General features: G+C 63.7%; 14 protein-coding genes. 8 read left to right on the top strand and 6 right to left on the bottom strand.

Translation table 11 applies throughout. The annotated features are described in order from the left end of the window. Positions 1 to 221 precede the first annotated feature (221 nt). Together E5222_RS05435 and E5222_RS05430 are read right to left on the bottom strand one after the other, a co-directional pair. Positions 222 to 845 carry a DUF6198 family protein gene (locus E5222_RS05435; RefSeq protein ID WP_136692671.1) on the bottom strand — a complete coding sequence of 208 codons (624 nt, stop codon included), beginning with the start codon at positions 843 to 845 and terminating at the stop codon, positions 222 to 224. 62 nt (positions 846 to 907) lie between these two features. After that, positions 908 to 2,866, bottom strand: a complete 1,959-nt coding sequence (locus E5222_RS05430; RefSeq protein ID WP_136692670.1) for a glycoside hydrolase family 3 protein — start codon at positions 2,864 to 2,866, stop codon at positions 908 to 910. A 37-nt stretch (positions 2,867 to 2,903) separates the two neighbouring features. Between E5222_RS05430 and E5222_RS16670 the strand changes: the two genes are divergently transcribed. From E5222_RS16670 to E5222_RS05415, 4 genes are all read left to right on the top strand, one after another. Beyond that, positions 2,904 to 3,041, top strand: coding sequence for a hypothetical protein (locus E5222_RS16670; protein WP_211196091.1), 138 nt, complete (start codon positions 2,904 to 2,906; stop codon positions 3,039 to 3,041). Continuing rightward, positions 3,014 to 4,687 (top strand): energy-dependent translational throttle protein EttA, encoded by a 1,674-nt coding sequence (gene ettA, locus E5222_RS05425; protein ID WP_136692669.1) that lies wholly within the window; start codon positions 3,014 to 3,016, stop codon positions 4,685 to 4,687. The genes E5222_RS16670 and ettA overlap by 28 nt, the downstream gene beginning before the upstream one ends. 70 nt (positions 4,688 to 4,757) lie before the next feature. Further along, positions 4,758 to 5,543 carry a hypothetical protein gene (locus E5222_RS05420; protein ID WP_136692668.1) on the top strand — a complete coding sequence of 262 codons (786 nt, stop codon included), beginning with the start codon at positions 4,758 to 4,760 and terminating at the stop codon, positions 5,541 to 5,543. A gap of 8 nt (positions 5,544 to 5,551) precedes the next feature. After that, positions 5,552 to 5,818, top strand: a complete 267-nt coding sequence (locus E5222_RS05415; RefSeq protein ID WP_136692667.1) for an acylphosphatase — start codon at positions 5,552 to 5,554, stop codon at positions 5,816 to 5,818. A gap of 497 nt (positions 5,819 to 6,315) precedes the next feature. Here the strand turns inward: E5222_RS05415 and E5222_RS05410 are convergent, their stop codons facing one another. After that, complete coding sequence (locus E5222_RS05410; protein ID WP_136692666.1) at positions 6,316 to 7,203, bottom strand: OmpA family protein; 888 nt, start codon at positions 7,201 to 7,203, stop codon at positions 6,316 to 6,318. A gap of 608 nt (positions 7,204 to 7,811) precedes the next feature. Between E5222_RS05410 and E5222_RS05405 the strand changes: the two genes are divergently transcribed. Together E5222_RS05405 and E5222_RS05400 are read left to right on the top strand one after the other, a co-directional pair. Further along, positions 7,812 to 8,840, top strand: coding sequence for an RcnB family protein (locus E5222_RS05405; protein WP_169053494.1), 1,029 nt, complete (start codon positions 7,812 to 7,814; stop codon positions 8,838 to 8,840). A gap of 114 nt (positions 8,841 to 8,954) precedes the next feature. Continuing rightward, entirely contained in the window at positions 8,955 to 9,632 is a 678-nt protein-coding gene (locus tag E5222_RS05400; RefSeq protein ID WP_136692665.1) for a prolyl hydroxylase family protein, read from the top strand. Between the two features lie 139 nt (positions 9,633 to 9,771). On the opposite strand, the gene E5222_RS05395 is transcribed toward E5222_RS05400, so the two are convergent. Continuing rightward, positions 9,772 to 11,397, bottom strand: coding sequence for a lysine--tRNA ligase (locus tag E5222_RS05395; RefSeq protein ID WP_136692664.1), 1,626 nt, complete (start codon positions 11,395 to 11,397; stop codon positions 9,772 to 9,774). Between the two features lie 95 nt (positions 11,398 to 11,492). On the opposite strand from E5222_RS05395, the gene E5222_RS05390 reads away from it, so the two are divergent. Then, positions 11,493 to 12,344 (top strand): mechanosensitive ion channel family protein, encoded by an 852-nt coding sequence (locus E5222_RS05390; protein ID WP_136692663.1) that lies wholly within the window; start codon positions 11,493 to 11,495, stop codon positions 12,342 to 12,344. A gap of 56 nt (positions 12,345 to 12,400) precedes the next feature. Here the strand turns inward: E5222_RS05390 and E5222_RS05385 are convergent, their stop codons facing one another. Both E5222_RS05385 and E5222_RS05380 read right to left on the bottom strand, forming a co-directional pair. Beyond that, complete coding sequence (locus E5222_RS05385) at positions 12,401 to 12,907, bottom strand: hypothetical protein (RefSeq protein WP_136692662.1); 507 nt, start codon at positions 12,905 to 12,907, stop codon at positions 12,401 to 12,403. A 19-nt stretch (positions 12,908 to 12,926) separates the two neighbouring features. Further along, the gene (locus tag E5222_RS05380; RefSeq protein ID WP_136692661.1) at positions 12,927 to 14,717 is read right to left on the bottom strand and encodes a MoaF N-terminal domain-containing protein; all 1,791 of its coding nucleotides are present in this window, start codon (positions 14,715 to 14,717) and stop codon (positions 12,927 to 12,929) included. A gap of 204 nt (positions 14,718 to 14,921) precedes the next feature. On the opposite strand from E5222_RS05380, the gene E5222_RS05375 reads away from it, so the two are divergent. Then, entirely contained in the window at positions 14,922 to 16,424 is a 1,503-nt protein-coding gene (locus E5222_RS05375; RefSeq protein WP_169053493.1) for a tannase/feruloyl esterase family alpha/beta hydrolase, read from the top strand. Positions 16,425 to 16,439 lie beyond the last annotated feature (15 nt).

Here is a 16,439-nt window from a genome sequence, read left to right as displayed (position 1 = left end):
ACTTGTGCTCAGTTCCCGCGATCCGGCATTCTTTGAGCGCGAAGGGCAACAATAGACAGCCACCCAGTCCGCCGAGAACACTCCTTCTCGCCATCATCCCCCTTACTCCCCCTTCGCCCGCATCTTCTCCAGGACTTGCGGATCGACGCTGCGGGCGACGATCGGGTGGATGGATACCGGTCTGTCTCCCACGATCTGCCTGAAATTGCCGAGCCCCACCCTCAATGCCCCATATACCGCCCCGGCTTGTGATAGGCGACGAGCACGAAGCTGATCGCCAGCATGCTCACCATCGACCAGAACCACGCCTCAAACTCCAGCGTCACGAAGGCGGCGATCAGGATCGCGCCGTCGAAGAGGATATGCAGGCGGCCGACATTCCAGCCGTGCCGCTTCTGCAGATAGACGGCGATGATGTTCACCCCGCCCACGCCGGTATTGTGCCGCAGCAGGGCGAGGATGCCTACGCCCGCGGCCGTGCCGCCTGCCAGTGCGGCGAAGGCAGGGTGGACGTGGCCGATCTCCATCGCCTTTTGCGTCAGCGCCACCATCGCGAAGATCAGCACGATCGCCACGGCCGTCTTGATCACGAATTCGCGGCCCAGTGCGGTCATCGCCAGCGCGAGGAAGGGCAGGTTGAAGAGGAAGAACAGCACGCCGACATCGAGCGGCACGTGATAGGATACCAGCAGCGCGATGCCCGCCACGCCTGCGGTGGCAATACCCGCAGCCTCCATCAGCACCAGCCCCAGCGCCAGCAATATGCAGCCCGTGCCCATGGCATAGACGTCCTCCAGCAGGCTGTGCTCTGTGGGGTCGCGTAGCGGGTGGTTTTCGTGATCCATTGCGCCAGCCCTATAGGTGCGCGCCGGGCACACCGGCAAGCGCTGGCCCGGCGTTAGCCCCCTCAGTTTTCGCGGCGATAGCCAAGCGGATAGAGCGGGTCGGCACTATCCGCCGCCGCGCCCGGCCGCTGCGCCTCGACCGCCGCCATGGAGGACGGCAATTCGAACGGCAGTTGCCCACGCGGGGCCACCGCGCCCGTCAGCACGTCGAACAGCGCATCATCGCTCGCGCCGAAACTGGCGATGAGCGTGGTGGCGCGCGGCCGGAACGGCCTGAGGATCGCCGGCCGGTCGAGCTGGATATCGGCAACGAGCGGCAGGCCCTCGGGCAGCGAGGCCATGAATTGCACCGCCGGATGGTCGGCTGGAAATGCCAGGCTGCCTTCCTGGTGCATGGCCCCGAAGGCATAGCCGGGATGCAGCATCTCGGCTGGCGAGCGCGTGCGCAATATCGCCAGCTGCGCCTCTGCCGGGTCGTTGACGGGGATCAGCCCCGCCCGCCGCGCGGCGTCCTCCGATACGCCGGAGAGCAGCACGCGCGTGCCCTCCTCAACCGGGAAACCACTATCCGCTTCCAGCAAGACCATGGAAGCCGCCTGCGCCTCGCGCCCGCGCACCTTCTTCTCGTCGCTGCCGATCTGTGCCGCCGCCGCGGCCGGATCGACGTATGGGTCCTCGAAAATCCCCATCGCGAAACTCTGCTCCAAGATGCGGCGGACCGAGGCGTCGATACGCTCCTCCTCCACCAGCCCGGCCTCGACCACGCGGACGATGGGAGAGGGATCGTCGACCCCGCCGAACTGGTCCATGCCTGCATGTATCGCCTTGGCGAAGCGCTCCTCCACAGACAGGTCCTCAGCGCCCCATGCGGTGGAGACCTCGGCAAAGCTGGGCGCCTGGCCCGCGGGCGCGCCTTCCACGCACTCCCGGTTGCAATCGCGCGTGATCGCCCAGTCGGACAGGAGCACGCCGTCGAAGCCCAGCTCCTCGCGAAGCACGCCGGTGAGGATGCGGCGGTTGTAGCCGACGCCCACCTGCTCCACCGGTTCGCCGTCCAGCTCCAGCTCCTCGAGGATCGAATAGGCGGGCATCACGCCTGCCGGATGTGCCTCCAGCGCGCCGATGAAGGGGCGCAAATGCTGCTCCCATTCCTCAAGGTTCAGCCGCGAATGCCGCCCGTAATAGTTATGCGCATCGAAGCCGGTGGAGGAGGCGCTGTAGCCCGCAAAATGCTTGATGACGGAAGCGACGCCATTGCGCTGCAACCCGTCCGCCCCACCCTGAAGCCCGCGCACGAAAGCGGCGGCAGTTGCGGCGGAAACCTCGGCATCCTCGCCATAAGTATCGAAATTGCGCGGCCAGCGCGGCTCAGTGGCGAGGTCGATTTGCGGGCCGAGCAGCAGAGCGAAGCCCGCCGCGCGCAGATCGTCGCGAACCAGCGCGGCGTAGCTTTCCACGAACTCGGGATCGTCGAACGCGGCAAGACCCACGCCATTGGGCCATTGGCTGAACTCGCCACCCGCCACGCTCGCCCCGGCAAGCTCGGTAAAGCCGTGGCGCGGATCGGTCACGATGACGGCGGGGATGCCGAGCCGATGCGCTTCGGCGGCTTCCTGTGCGGCATTGTTGGCGGCGGCCACGTCCTCGGTCTTCGTCGAGAGGCGCGAAATGAAATGGGTCGCGTGGGTGCGCTCCAGCAGCTCGGTGAAGGCGGCTATGTCGTATCCGGTCGCAGGCTCTCCCCAGGGCGCATTGCCGGGCAGCGTGGCCACCACCATCACCCCCGCTTTCTCCGCCAGCGTCATGCGCGCGGTGAGGTCGGCAGCGCGTTCGGCGGGCGAGAGGCGCCAGTCCTCAAACGGCGTCAACGCCCCGTCGCGGTCGAGGTCGCGGAAGGAAATGCCGTCCGCCTCCAGCACGGCGATGCTGCGGCTCTCGATCGATGGCGCCTCGTCCGCCCCGCCCGCGCATCCGCCCAGCGCCAGCGCCGCAAGCGCCACCGCGCGAAAATCGCATTTCACGTGTAAAACCCCCTCATGTCAGGCGCTTGCCCTTGGCATGGATTACCTCGACGAGCAAACCGCGACACACCTTGCCCAACAGGCGCTTAACCCCTATCTGCGCGGGCAAATCCTGACACTTTCAAGATACTCCACGAAGGACGACGAATGGCCGCCCAATACGCATATGTCATGAAGGACATGACGAAGACCTTCCCCGGCGCGCAGAAGCCGGTGCTGGAGCATATCAACATCCAGTTCTACCAGGGCGCCAAGATCGGCATCGTGGGTCCCAACGGCGCGGGTAAGTCCACGCTGATGAAGATCATGGCCGGCATCGACACCGATTTCACGGGCGAGGCATGGCCGGGTGAGAACATCACCGTCGGCTACCTCCCGCAGGAGCCGGAGCTGGACCCCAGCAAGACCGTGCTCGAAAACGTCAAGGACGGCGCGCGCGAGACCGCCGACCTAGTCGACCGTTACAACGCGGTTGCCGCCGAAATGGCCGAGCCCGATGCCGATTACGAGAAGCTGGGCGAGGAGATGGCGGACCTCCAGACCAAGATTGACGCGGTGGACGGCTGGACGCTCGACAACCAGCTCGAAATCGCGATGGAGGCCCTGCGCTGCCCGCCCGGCGATGCCTCGGTCGAAAACCTCTCCGGCGGTGAAAAGCGCCGCGTCGCCCTCACCCGCCTGCTGATCCAGAAGCCCTCCATCCTGCTGCTGGACGAACCGACCAACCACCTCGACGCCGAAAGCGTGCAGTGGCTGGAAAACCACCTGAAGGAATATGCGGGAGCGGTGCTGATGATCACCCATGACCGCTACTTCCTCGACAATGTGGTGGGCTGGATTCTCGAGCTCGATCGCGGGTCCTACTATCCGTACGAAGGCAATTACTCGACCTACCTCGAAAAGAAGGCCAAGCGGCTGGAGCAGGAAAGCCGCGAGGAAAGCGGCAAGCAGAAGGCATTGCAGCGCGAACTGGAATGGATCCGGCAGACGCCGGCCGCGCGCCAGACCAAGTCCAAGGCGCGTATCCGCAAGTTCGACCAGCTGCAGGACGAGATGGGCCAGCGCAAGCCCGGCAAGGCGCAGATCGTCATCCAGGTGCCCGAACGCCTCGGCGGCAAGGTGATCGAGGCGAAGAACATCTCCAAGGCCTATGGCGACAAGCTGCTGTTCGAAGACCTCTCCTTCATGCTGCCCCCGGGCGGCATTGTCGGCGTGATCGGGCCGAACGGCGCGGGTAAATCCACGCTGTTCAAGATCATCACCGGCAAGGAAACGCCCGATAGCGGCACGATCGAGATCGGCGACACCGTGCATCTGGGCTACGTGGACCAGAGCCGCGACCACCTCGACCCCAAGCACAATGTGTGGGAGGAGATTTCGGACGGCCTCGACTACATGAAGGTCAACGGCCACGACATGTCCACCCGCGCCTATGTCGGCGCCTTCAACTTCAAGGGCGCGGACCAGCAGAAGAATGTCGGCAAGCTCTCTGGCGGTGAACGCAACCGCGTGCACATGGCCAAGATGCTGAAGGAAGGCGGCAACGTGCTGCTGCTGGACGAACCGACCAACGACCTCGACGTGGAAACGCTCTCCGCACTGGAAGAGGCGATCGAGAACTTCGCCGGCTGCGCCGTGGTCATCTCGCACGACCGCTTCTTCCTCGACCGCCTCGCGACGCATATCCTTGCATTCGAAGGCGACAGCCACGTGGAATGGTTCGAGGGGAACTTCGAGGCTTATGAAGAGGACAAGCGGCGTCGTTTGGGCGATGCTGCGGATCGTCCGACGAGGTTGGCGTATAAGAAGCTGACTAGGTAAGTTGAACACGCGCTCAGTATCCGATCGGCTTGAGCCGCTTTACCAGCCGTATATTTCGGCGTTCGCCGACTTGGATACATATATAGAGGAGGTATGGCCGAAGACTGACGCCGAGTACCCCCCAAACCTGAATCAGACTTTGAGATTTTTTGTTGGGGCAATGCAGTCGAGGGCGCGCGCGTCTTTTTTACTATTGCAGGCCAACTCTTATTGGGAATCGGAGATCGTTCTGAGGTCTCTCCTTGAGGCGGTTGTCAAATGTCTAACGTTTGCCCGCAGGAAAGATGTCGATGCGCTGTTAGAACAGTTTTGGGTTGAATTGCAGGCCTCTTCTGACCGTAAGACTGCGCTCAAAGCAGCGATGGCCCAAGAGCTAATGGCGGAGGGCAGCGAGGATCACTCGATCTTTGCGGATCTGCAGAACCCGGAATGGTTTTCCATCGAGCCCGCATCCAACAAGCAGCGGCGGCGTAGCTTAGACCATCAATGGTCGCTTCCCGAGCTTGTAAGAAAGTTGATGGATGAGTCAGAAACGACGGAGCCTGTGGCAGGTCTCGACGCGATGCTCCACAGCTACGGCCTTCAAAGTGAGATCACCCACGTCTCTTCGAAGTACTATGACCTCCTTTGGGATCGAATGATTCGCGGGGCCGAACTGGAGGCGCTGGAAGACACGCACTACTGCCGTCAGATGACCGACGCCCTCTTCCTGACAGCTTTCTCTATCGTTCTCAGTTTGCAGAGACTGAACGTTGATAAAGCGAAGTTGAACAGACCAATTGAAATCGCGGAAAAGTTCTCAAAGCTGGCTAAACCTTATCGGGAAGAGTTCGCGCGCATCAGACGTCCGGACTAGCAAGCGAAATGCCCGCCACCCACCTCATCATCCACGGCCGCGTGCATGGTGTGTTCTACCGGGACTGGACGGTGCGCACCGCGCGCGAACTCGGCCTTGCGGGATGGGTGCGGAATTTGCCGGACGGGACGGTCGAGGCGCATCTGGAGGGAGAGGCGCAGGCGGTCGGCGCGATGATTGCGCTGATGCATGATGGCCCGCCTGCCGCGCGGGTGGATCGGATCGAGCAGAGCGAGGTGGCGGCCGAGGGGCTGGACAGGTTCGTGCGGCGGTAGGGGCCGCCTTGCGCCAAGCTCTCCTCCGTTCGCCCTGAGCTTGTCGAAGGGCCGCTATTCCTTTCGAGGCATCGCTGAAACAAGAACGGTGCTTCGACAAGCTCAGCACGAACGGGAATTCCGGAGACAGTATACCTAGTTCAAGTCCTTTCCTCTGGCGAAGCGGTTTCCCCGGCAGTTCTCCGCATCTTATACGCTCACAAAGACACAGAGGTGTCCTGCAACCCCTTTACGCCTTTGTGCCTCTGTGAGCGCCAAAAACCAGCAACGCCTGCGGCGCAGAACAACCATGCGAGCGGTGCGCCCGGGGGTCGTTTGCCCCTCGACAAGCACACGGCGAACGGGAGGATGGGTCTACATGGCCCAGCAATTGAAGCGCTGACCCACCCGAGATTCCCGCCTTCGCGGGAATGACGAATGGTTACGGGACGGATGCTCTGCACACAAAAAAGGGGCGGACCTTACGGCCCGCCCCCTTGTTCAGCATCAAGCCGAAATCAGATCCCGTCGACAGCCTTGCTGACGAGGATGTTCACCGAGACGCGGCGGTTCTGCGCGCGGCCGGCGGGGGTGGTGTTGTCCGCCATCGGGTCGGCCTCGGCCATGCCGGTGGGGGTCAGCATGCGCCAGGGTTGCCAATCGCATTCCTGCTGCAGGAAGTTGACCACGCGGCCCGCGCGGCGTTCGCTCAGGGTCTGGTTGTAGTCCTGGTCGCCCACGGAATCGGTGTAGCCGACCACCAGCAGCAGGGCGTTGTCCATGCCATTGGCCTGTGCGGCGGCGGCGCAGAGTTCCTGCTGGGCGCCCGGGGCAAGGTTCCACTTGCCGGTGTCGAAATAGACGTTGGTGGTTCCCTTGAGGTTGTACTGGTCGATGTCGCCCACGCGGCCACGCAGGGCCTCGGTGGCGGCGGCGTTCTCCTCGATCAGCTCGCCATGTTCGGCGAACTGCTGGCCCGTGCCGTTGCGCACGATATTGGCGGTCTCCAGGTCTTCATCGTTGAAGCGGACCTGGCTGGCGACGAGGTTGCCGCCCCACTCGACCGTCTTCACCGTGACCGGCAGGCCGTTCATCAGCGCATCGGGGCCGAATTCGGTGCGGTTGATACCGAAGAGGCCGCTGCGCTGGCGGATTTCGGTCGCGGGCGAAATGTGGACCGTGGTGTTGGAACCGTCGGCCGTCGTCACCTGCATGCCGCTGCCGCGGCGCATGGAGATGAAGCCTTCGACTTCGGGGCCTTCTGCCATGCCGGTCAGGTCGGCGGGCACCTGGCCTTCAATGGTGATGCGGGTGTCATCCTGCACCGATGCCAGTTCCTGTGCCGAACCTGAAGTTGCGGGGATCGCCATCGCTGCTGCGAGGGCAATGGGGGCTACTGCTGTCATCGTCCCGGAAATGAATCGCATAATCTACTCCTTCACATGGCGGCAGCCGGTGGCATGGCCTGTCTCTCAACCCATGCCTGCCATCGGTGATGGCGTGTGGCAGCCTGAATTCCTGTCCCTGTGCCGGTCCGATACGACCGGCTGCGATATTGTTAGCCGCACGAGGCGCCTGTGGAGCCGCGACTGATGGGGGCAACCTTGCCTCCTTATTAACGGTTCCCGCAACATGGTTAATGCACGGGTAACCGGAGCGTGGGTTGCGATGAGCCGTTTTTGCGGCGAGCGGCGGGCGGCTTTCCTACAGCGCCTGTGCGGGCGCATCGGGGCGGGATGGCTTGCTTTCGCACCCCTTCCGGCAACCCGCGCAGCGTTCGGGTCGCGCCTCCGCGTGGCGTGGGGGGATTTTATCCAATCAGGACAGTGTTCCATGTGTTCCAGCCGTGCCCGAGCTGCGACGAATGGAGCGATGAAAGTTGTTCATGTAACGAGTTGCCAAGATGAACGTTAAGCTAACACACCGGTTCAGTTAACGGTCAGGGCGAATCGGTAGAACGGGGATCACACGGGCCGCATGCCACTCGGCGGCATTCAGACTAGAGGACGCCGATATGACCATCTCCAAACTCATGAAGACCAGTGGTTTGGCCGCATTGGCCATCGCGCTGGCAACCCCCGCCCTCCCCGCGCAGGCTGCCGCCAGTGCGGACACGGCCGCTGAACAGCAGCGCAGTGATCGCGAGAACCGCGGCAATCGCGGCGACCGCGCTCGCAACGAAACGCGCCAGAACCGCCGCAGCAATGACTCCGATCGCAGCCAGATGCGCGAAGCCCGCCGCGAGGCGCGCCAGGTCGAACGCCGCAGCGAACGGCGTGCCGAGCGCGTCGAGAATCGCGGTGACCGCGCCGCAGCGCGGGCCGCTAGCGAGGGCGAGCAGCGCGCCGCCCGCCAGATCGACCGCAACACCGAACGCCGCGCCCAGCGGATCGAGCGTCAGGGCGACCGCCGTGCCGCGGAGGTCCGCCGCGATGCGCGACAGGATCGTCGCGAGGACAACCGCGCGGTCGCGCAACGCGATGGGTCGCGTGATGGCGACCGCGCTAGGAGCAACGACCGTCCGCACAACTGGGGCGAGCGCCTAGGTGCGACCGACAGCCGCGCGATCGACCGTGCCGAGCGCCGCGACAACCGCCGCGACCGGGATCGCGACTACCGTGACCGGGACCGCAACCGGGACTATCGCGATCGCGACCGGAACCGTGACTATCGCGACCGTGACCGCAATGGCTCCTATCGCGACGGGTATCGCGATGGCCGCCGGGACTATCGCCGGTGGGACCGCCGCTGGCGCGACAACAACCGCTACAACTGGAATCGCTACCGCTATTCCAATCGCAGCCACTACCGCCTGGGCCGCTACTACGCTCCCTACCGGAACTACAGCTATCGCCGCCTGAGCATCGGCTTCTACGTCGATAGCCTGTTCTTCGGCAGCCGCTACTGGATCAACGATCCCTGGCAGTACCGCCTGCCCGACGTCTACGGCCCCTATCGCTGGGTGCGCTATTACGACGACGTGCTGCTGGTGGACATCTATACCGGCGAAGTGGTCGACGTGGTCTACGACTTCTTCTGGTAACCGCCCTTCCAGCCAGATGCCGGAAGAGTGGCCGGCAACTGGAACCCCCGCCTTCGCAAGAGGGCGGGGGTTTTGCATTGCCTATACTCCGCCGCCCCGCATATGCAGGGCCGCATGGCAGTGAAGACGAAGCCCGAATTCCTGAAGGACCAGCCGCGCCTGCGCCGCGTGGGCGCCGAGGTGCGCGAGCGGCTGGCGGCCAATCCAGCCGTGTGGCAGGTACCGACCGACAAGGCGGAGATCTATGCCGTTGCAGACTTCATCAAGCCCGAGGAATGTGATCGGCTGATCGCGATGATCGACGACGTGGCGAAGCCCTCCACCGTCTTCGACATCGACTATTCGGAAGGTTATCGCACCTCCTATTCGGGCGATGTCGATCCGACCGATCCTTTCATCAGGAAGCTCAACCGCCGGCTGAACGACCTGATGGGGGTCTATCCCGAATGGGGTGAGACGATCCAGGGGCAGCGCTACCTGCCGGGGCAGGAATTCAAGCCGCATCATGACTGGTTCCACCCCAATACCAGCTATTGGGATTTCGAAATGGGCCGCGGCGGGCAGCGCGCCTACACCGCCATGGCCTTCCTCAACGATGTGGAGGAAGGCGGCACAACCGATTTCACCGACCTGGAGATGTCGATCGAGCCCAAGCCCGGTGCGCTGCTGCTTTGGAACAATGCCGACAAGGATGGGCTGCCCAACCCGCACACGATCCATGCCGGGCGGCCGGTCGTGAAAGGCGTCAAATACATCTTCACCAAGTGGTACCGCGCGCAGAAGTGGAACTGAGCGCAGTCTAGAGCCTCCGCCCGTCATTGCGAGGAGGCCCGAACTCGTTTCGGGGCGACGCGGCAATCCAGTTCCGACGGTCGCCCCGTATGGCCAAGCTAGGGACTGGATTGCTTCGCTTCGCCCGCAATGACGAAGTTCAGGCGGCTTTCGCCAAAGCCTCGGCGATCAGCTTGCGGCTGTTCTCGATCCCGTAAAGCGCGATGAAGCTGCCCATGCGCGGCCCCTGGTCGCTGCCGAGCAGCGTCTGGTAGAGCGCGCGGAACCAGTCGCGCAGGTTTTCGAAGCCATACTCTTCCTTCTTGCCGATCTCGTAGACTTCGGTCTGCAAGTCCTCGCCCGACGTATCGGCGGGGACCGAGGCGAGATAGGCGTCGAGCTCGCGCAAGGCTGCTGCCTCATTCGGCTCCGGCGCGCGCTTCTTCAGCGTCGGCGCGACGAAATCGCGGTTGTAGGCGAGCGCCTTCTCCACCAGCCGGTAGAGGTCCGGATGATCATCCGGATCGGCATCCTGAATGTAGTTGCCGAGGTACGACCACACTTGGCTGTGCGTCGCATCGGCACCCAGCACGCCGACCAGGTTCAGCAGCAGGCCGTAGGTGACAGGCAGGCTATCCCCTGCCCCCTCGTCATGGCCGGCGGCATGCAGCAGGTTCCACGCCGGATTGCCCAGCCGCTTGTCCCACTCCTGATCGGGAATGCGTTCGCGGAACTGCCAGTATTCGTCCACCGCGCGCGGGATCACGCCGATATGCAGCTGCTTGGCGCTCTTCGGATTGGCGAAGAGGTAATGGCCGAGGCTCTCCTCGCTGCCATAGGTCAGCCATTCCTCGATCGAGAGGCCGTTGCCCTTGGACTTGGATATCTTCTCCCCATTGGCGTCGAGGAACAGCTCGTAGATCATGCCTTCCGGCTTGCGGCCGCCCAGCACCTTCACGATGCGGCCCGACTGGGTGACGCTGTCGGTCAGGTCCTTGCCGCACATCTCGTAATCTACGCCCAGCGCATACCAGCGCATGGCCCAGTCGACCTTCCATTGCAGCTTGGACCGGCCGCCGAAGATCGACTGTTCGACCACCTCGCCCTCATCCTCGAAACGGACGATCCCGTTCTCGGCATCGATGACTTCGATCGGGACCTGCAGCACAATACCGCTCCTGGCGCTGATCGGCAGGACCGGCGAATAGGTTTTGCGCCGCTCCTCGCGCAAGGTCGGCAGCATGATCGCCTGGATATCGTCATACTTGCGCAGCACCTGGCGCAGCGCATCGTCGAAACCGCCCGAATTATAGCGCTCGCTGGCAGAGACGAACTCGTAATCGAAGCCGAAACGGTCGAGGAATTCGCGCAAGCGTCGGTTGTTGGTCCCGGCAAAGCTGTCATTCGAGCCGAAGGGATCGGGAATGCGGCTGAGCGGCATGCCAAGGTGACGCGTCAGCATCTCCTTGTTGGGCACATTGTCGGGCACCTTGCGCAGCCCGTCCATGTCGTCGCTGAAAGCCACCAGGCGCGTGGGCGCGGGCGTGCCGTCCGCACTCGCCACGATCTCGTAAGCCTTGCGGACCAGAGTTGTGCGCAGCACTTCCTGGAACGTGCCGATATGCGGCAGGCCGGAGGGGCCGTAACCCGTCTCGAACAGTACCGGCACCACAGTGCCATCGGCATCCGTCTTGGAACCATTGAAACGCTTCACGAGTTTCATGGCCTCCTGGAAGGGCCAGGCCTTGGAAGTTCGGGCGGCAGAGATCAGGGCGTCGTCAAACATGATGGTCGCGCCCATTGCCCAAAGAACGGTTTTTCGCAAGCGCGAAAGGGCATGGAGGCCATCCCGCACGCATAACCACAACAGGGGAAATTACCTTGGATTTCGTTGCCACTATTCGCGAGCAGATCGATGGAATGCTGATGGGGGCGGTAGCGATTCTGCCCAACCTGGCTGTCGCGCTGGTCGTGCTCATCATCACCTGGCTGGTCGCCAAATCGGCAGTGAAAATCGCCGACCGCATCACGGGGAAGACCGATGTGCGCGAGGATCTGCGAAACCTCACCGCCACGCTGGTGCGGGTCCTGATCTGGATCTTCGGCCTGCTGATCGCGGCGGCTGTCGCCATTCCCGGCTTCACCCCTGCGGGACTGATCGCCGGCCTCGGCATCGGCGCGCTAGCCATCGGCTTTGCCTTCCAGGACATCTTCGAAAACTTCCTCGCCGGTGTGCTGATCATGCTGCGCAACAAGATGAATATCGGCGACGTGATCGAGGTGGAGGGCGTGCTGGGCAAGGTTGAGCATATCACCCTGCGCGAAACGCATGTGCGCCACCTCTCCAACGAGCTGACGATCATGCCCAATTCGATGATCTTCAAGAACCAGGTGAAGATCCTCACCGACCAGGACGTGCGGCGCGACCAGATCGTAGTCGGTGTTGCCTATGATACGGACCTGCCCGCCGCCAAGGCCGCGATCCAGCAGGCGGTGGAGGGGCTGGACATTATCCTCGTGGACCGGGGCGTGGACGTCTTCGCGCAGGAGTTCAATTCCAGCTCGATCGACTTCCTCGTCCGCTACTGGACTCAGTCGCGCCCTCGCGACCTGCGCGAGACCAAGAGCGAGGTCGTTTTCACGATCAAGCAGGCGCTGGACGATGCGGGGATCGAGATTCCCTTCCCCTATATCACGCATACCTTCAAGGAGCCTGTGCCGCTGGTGCAGTAACGAAAAGGGCGGCCCCGCGAGGCCGCCCTTCCCCCCTCTCCACTCGGAAATTGGTGTCAGGCGAGGTCGAGGCTGGCGATCAGCCAGCCCTCGCCGCGCTTGGCGTATTGCGCGGACAGCGTCACGCGGGCCGACTGGCTGCCGGCCGAGTTCCCCTGCATGCGTGCCATCTGGACGAGGGTTTCCTTTCCGGCGAGCTCGTCCGCGATCTCCGCCGTGCAATCGTAGCGGGCCGTGGCGGTGGCGCCGTCCTCGGCAATCGCGAAGCTCCTGGGCTCCTCGGCAAGGTCGAGGCTCAGCTTGCTGACGCCTTTCGCAAAGGCCGGGCCCTTGCGGTCGGCGAACAGGCTCGCCGTGTCCTTCGCCCCGCCCCGGTTGAAGGCGCGCAGGAAGTCACGGTTGAGTGCTTCAATCGCGCGCTCATCCTGCAAGCGGGCGAGCGCGGCCTTGCTGCCATCCTCCGCCATCGCAGCGACCGGAATGCCGATAGCCGCCGCCGGGGCCGCGACCAGTGCGCCGACCTTGAGGAAGGAGCGGCGCGTGGTGTCGATAGTCTTGCTCATGGCCTTATCCCCCATATCCTCAACTCCTTGTCCGGTGCTGATAGAAGCGATCGAGATCGAACTGCCCGGCATGGCGCAGCAGCGCGCTGACCGGGCTCATGCTCAGCCCCTCCGTCCCGCAATGATAGCCGATGCCGATATCGTGCATGGTCCGCAGGTTGAGCAGGATAGTGCCCAGCGTGCCGTTACACGCCTCCTCGATCCAGTAGAGGAAGTAGAGCCCGTCGCGGATCTTGATCTGCGCGCCGGAACCCGCCCATTGCAGGCCGGCCGATCCGGTCGGCGTGAAGATGATCCAGCTGGTCGTGCTCGGCGTGGAGTAGAAGTGCATCGAGGTGAGGCCGGGCGAATAGCTGTAGGTGATGCAGCGGCCCAGCATGTCCTCGGTGAATTCGTGCCGTTTGACGCCTGGATCGGGCACGCCTTCAGCCTCCAGCTTCCCGAATAGCGGGCGGCACCCCGCCTCATTGGCGATATAGGGCGTGTTGAGGTAGCCGTTATAGCAAGTGGCCTTGCCCTCCTCGAAATCGAGGACGGTGATATGGCCGTCATGGTTGGGCTCGCCGTGCAGCACGTGGCCCATCAGGAATACGTCGTCGATGGCTTCCCATGCATGGTAGCGCGTGCTGGTCCAGGCCCCGCCATCCTTGCGGTAGCGCAGTTCGTCCACGCTGGTGAATTCGTAATCCATCACCGGTCCGCCGTCATAGCGGATCGTGGCCGTCTTCCCGACCAGCTTGTCGCTGGGCGTGCCGACATTGGCGGCCATGCCGGTCGCCCCGCTGCCCGCGCCGACCCGTTGGGCGAAGACGCGCGTATGGTCGGGAACGATCGCATCAACCTCTGCCTTCGTCATGGTGGCGTAGGTTTCCATCGGGCGGTAGACCGCCCGCGCACCCTTCGCCGTGGCATCCACCTCGCCGGTCTGGCCCGGCCCCGGACGCGGCAGCATCGGCCCGCCCTCGGTGACGCCGAAATCCTCGAACTTGGCGATCTGGCCCAGCCATTCGCCTGTGCCGCGGAAGACATAGAATTCCAGCTCGTCCGCCGCGTTGAAGCCCAGCCGCAGCCCGACTTGCTTCAGCGCGTTCACGTCCATCGTATAGACGGTGAACATGCCGGAAAACTCGCATTCGGTGCGGGTGTAGATGTATTTTCCGTGGCCGATCTCGATATAGTCGGCAGGCGCGCAATAGCCTTGCGAGCGGTCCATCCGGCTGAGTTCGACCCAGTGCGTGTAGGCAATCGAATCGTAGAATTCGAGCGTCTCTGCGCCCGTATCCTGGCGCCAGAAATAGCCTGCGCCTTCCAGCCGGTTGTTGAATTCGTGGCGGACCTCGCTCGGCGCCTGCCCATCGACATGGACATAGCCCTGATAGACCTCGCGCATGACTTCGCGCTTGCGCTTGTAGCCGCCGAACCACAGCTCGAAGACCGTGGCCGAATGCGTGTGGTTATCGACCACCACGGCATAGCCGCGCAGCGATCCGGGCAGCAGGTGGGCTAAGAAGGTCAGGTCGCCAAGTTCGAGCGCCGCATAGCCCGCATCGACTGCCCCGCCCGCATTCTCGCTCAAGGACAGGCGGTTGCCGGTGTTGAAGCGGTAGGACAGCGAAGGCCCATCAACGCCCGTCGTCCCCTTGTCGCAAACGATCTGCATCGTCTGGCCCGCCAGCGACAGGTCGGTGCGCGAGGCACATTTCGGCCCCTCGGCAGCAACGGCGTTCAATCTGGCTCCGATGTCCGCATCCGTCATCGCAGTCCAGTCGATACGGAATAGCGGCAAATCGGGATATGCTTCACTTGGCATGGAATCCCCTCTCCCATTGTTTGGCGCGGAGCCTATCACGCAGGCTTGCGCAGTCCAGCGCGGGAGCGGGCCAAAGCGGCAACTTAATGTGAATTTAATCTAAGCCCATGCCTTGCCGCCGCCGGGCGCCGCCACAAGACGGTTGGCAGCCCCCATGCCTCAAGCTAGCGTCCGCGCCGAAACTCATTTTGGGGAGAGAAGATGATGAGGAAACTTGCTGCCGTCAGCCTGACGGCGCTTGCACTTGCGGCCTGCAATTCCAGCGAAGACACTCCCGCCGTGGCGATGGCTGGCGCCGAGGATTGCGCCGCGATCGACGTGTCGGTGCTGGGCGTGGAAGGGGCCTCCACCAACTGGGTGGAAGCGACCGAGGAGCTGCCTGCCTTCTGCGAAGTCTCCGCCACGCTGAGCCCGGCGGAAGGCTCCACCATCGGCGTGGTTTATCGCCTGCCCGAGGCCTGGAACGGCAAGCTGCTGGGCCTGGGTGGTGGCGGCTGGGCCGGCAATATCACGCTGCAATCGGCATCGGACGGCCTCTCCAAGGGCTATGCCACGATGCAGACCGATGGCGGCAATGCCGGCACCGACGTCTGGAACAATAGCTGGGTGGCCGAGCGGCCCGAAAGCGCGACCGACTTCTCGCACCGCGCGATCCACGAAATGACCGTTGCGGGCAAGGCGCTCGCCAATGCACATTACGGGCAGGCGCACCAGCGCGCCTATTTCCAGGGCTGCTCCACCGGTGGCCGCATGGCGCTGATGGAAGCGCAGCGATACCCGACCGATTACGACGCGATCATAGCCGGCGCGCCCGTTTATACCTTGCAGGTGCAGACCAGCGCCGTCTTCCGCAACCAGACCTTTGCCGCCAATGGCGGTGCGGGCGGTTTCACTCCCGAAGACCTGCAGTTGGTGCAGACCAGCGTCCTCGCGCTGTGCGACGCGGCGGACGGGCTGGCGGATGGCATCGTCAACGATCCCGCCTCCTGCAGCTGGGAGCCTGCCAGCCTGCAATGCGAGGGCGCGAAGGACGCCTCCTGCCTTTCCAGCGGCCAGGTCACCGCGATGCAGGCCGCCTATGACGGCCGCCGCGCTTCGGACGGCAGCTGGATGATGCACCCGATGCGCAGGGGTGGAGAGGCCGGCTGGGCCTTCTTCGTCGGCACTGACGGGACCGGCAACGATCCCACCGGCGGCGGCGGGCTCGCCAACCTGTTCCCGCTGTTCTTCGGCGAGAACAACCGCGTCAAGCTCGGCAACTTCAACGATGCCAACTACCTCGGCGTGCGTGGTAGCGACTTCGCGGAAATGTATGAGGCGAAGAATGCCGACCTCAGCGAGTTCTTCGCCAATGGCGGACGGCTGATGCTGTGGCATGGCGAGAGCGATCCCGGTCCCAGCCCGGTCGGATCGAACGAATATGCCGAAGCGGTCATGAGCGGGAATCCCGCCGCCGCCAGCCAGTTCCGCTATTTCACCCTGCCCGGAGTGGGCCATTGCGCGGGCGGCCCCGGCGCGGACATGGTCGATTATGTCGCCGCCATGGATGACTGGGTGGAAAGCGGCACCGCCCCCGAACGGCTGATCGGCTCCAAGCTGGATGGCTCGATCACCCGCCCGCATTGTGCATGGCCCAATGTCGCCCGCTTCGAAGGCGAAGGCGATGCCAATGATCCGGACAGCTGGAGCTGCGTGCCCCGCACCTGATCCCGCCGCGCCAAT

This window comes from Alteraurantiacibacter aquimixticola (assembly GCF_004965515.1).
In the GTDB taxonomy this organism is placed as follows: Bacteria; Pseudomonadota; Alphaproteobacteria; order Sphingomonadales; family Sphingomonadaceae; genus Alteraurantiacibacter; species Alteraurantiacibacter aquimixticola.
Note: the sequence above shows the minus strand (reverse complement) of the source record. Positions and strands in the feature narration are given on the sequence as shown.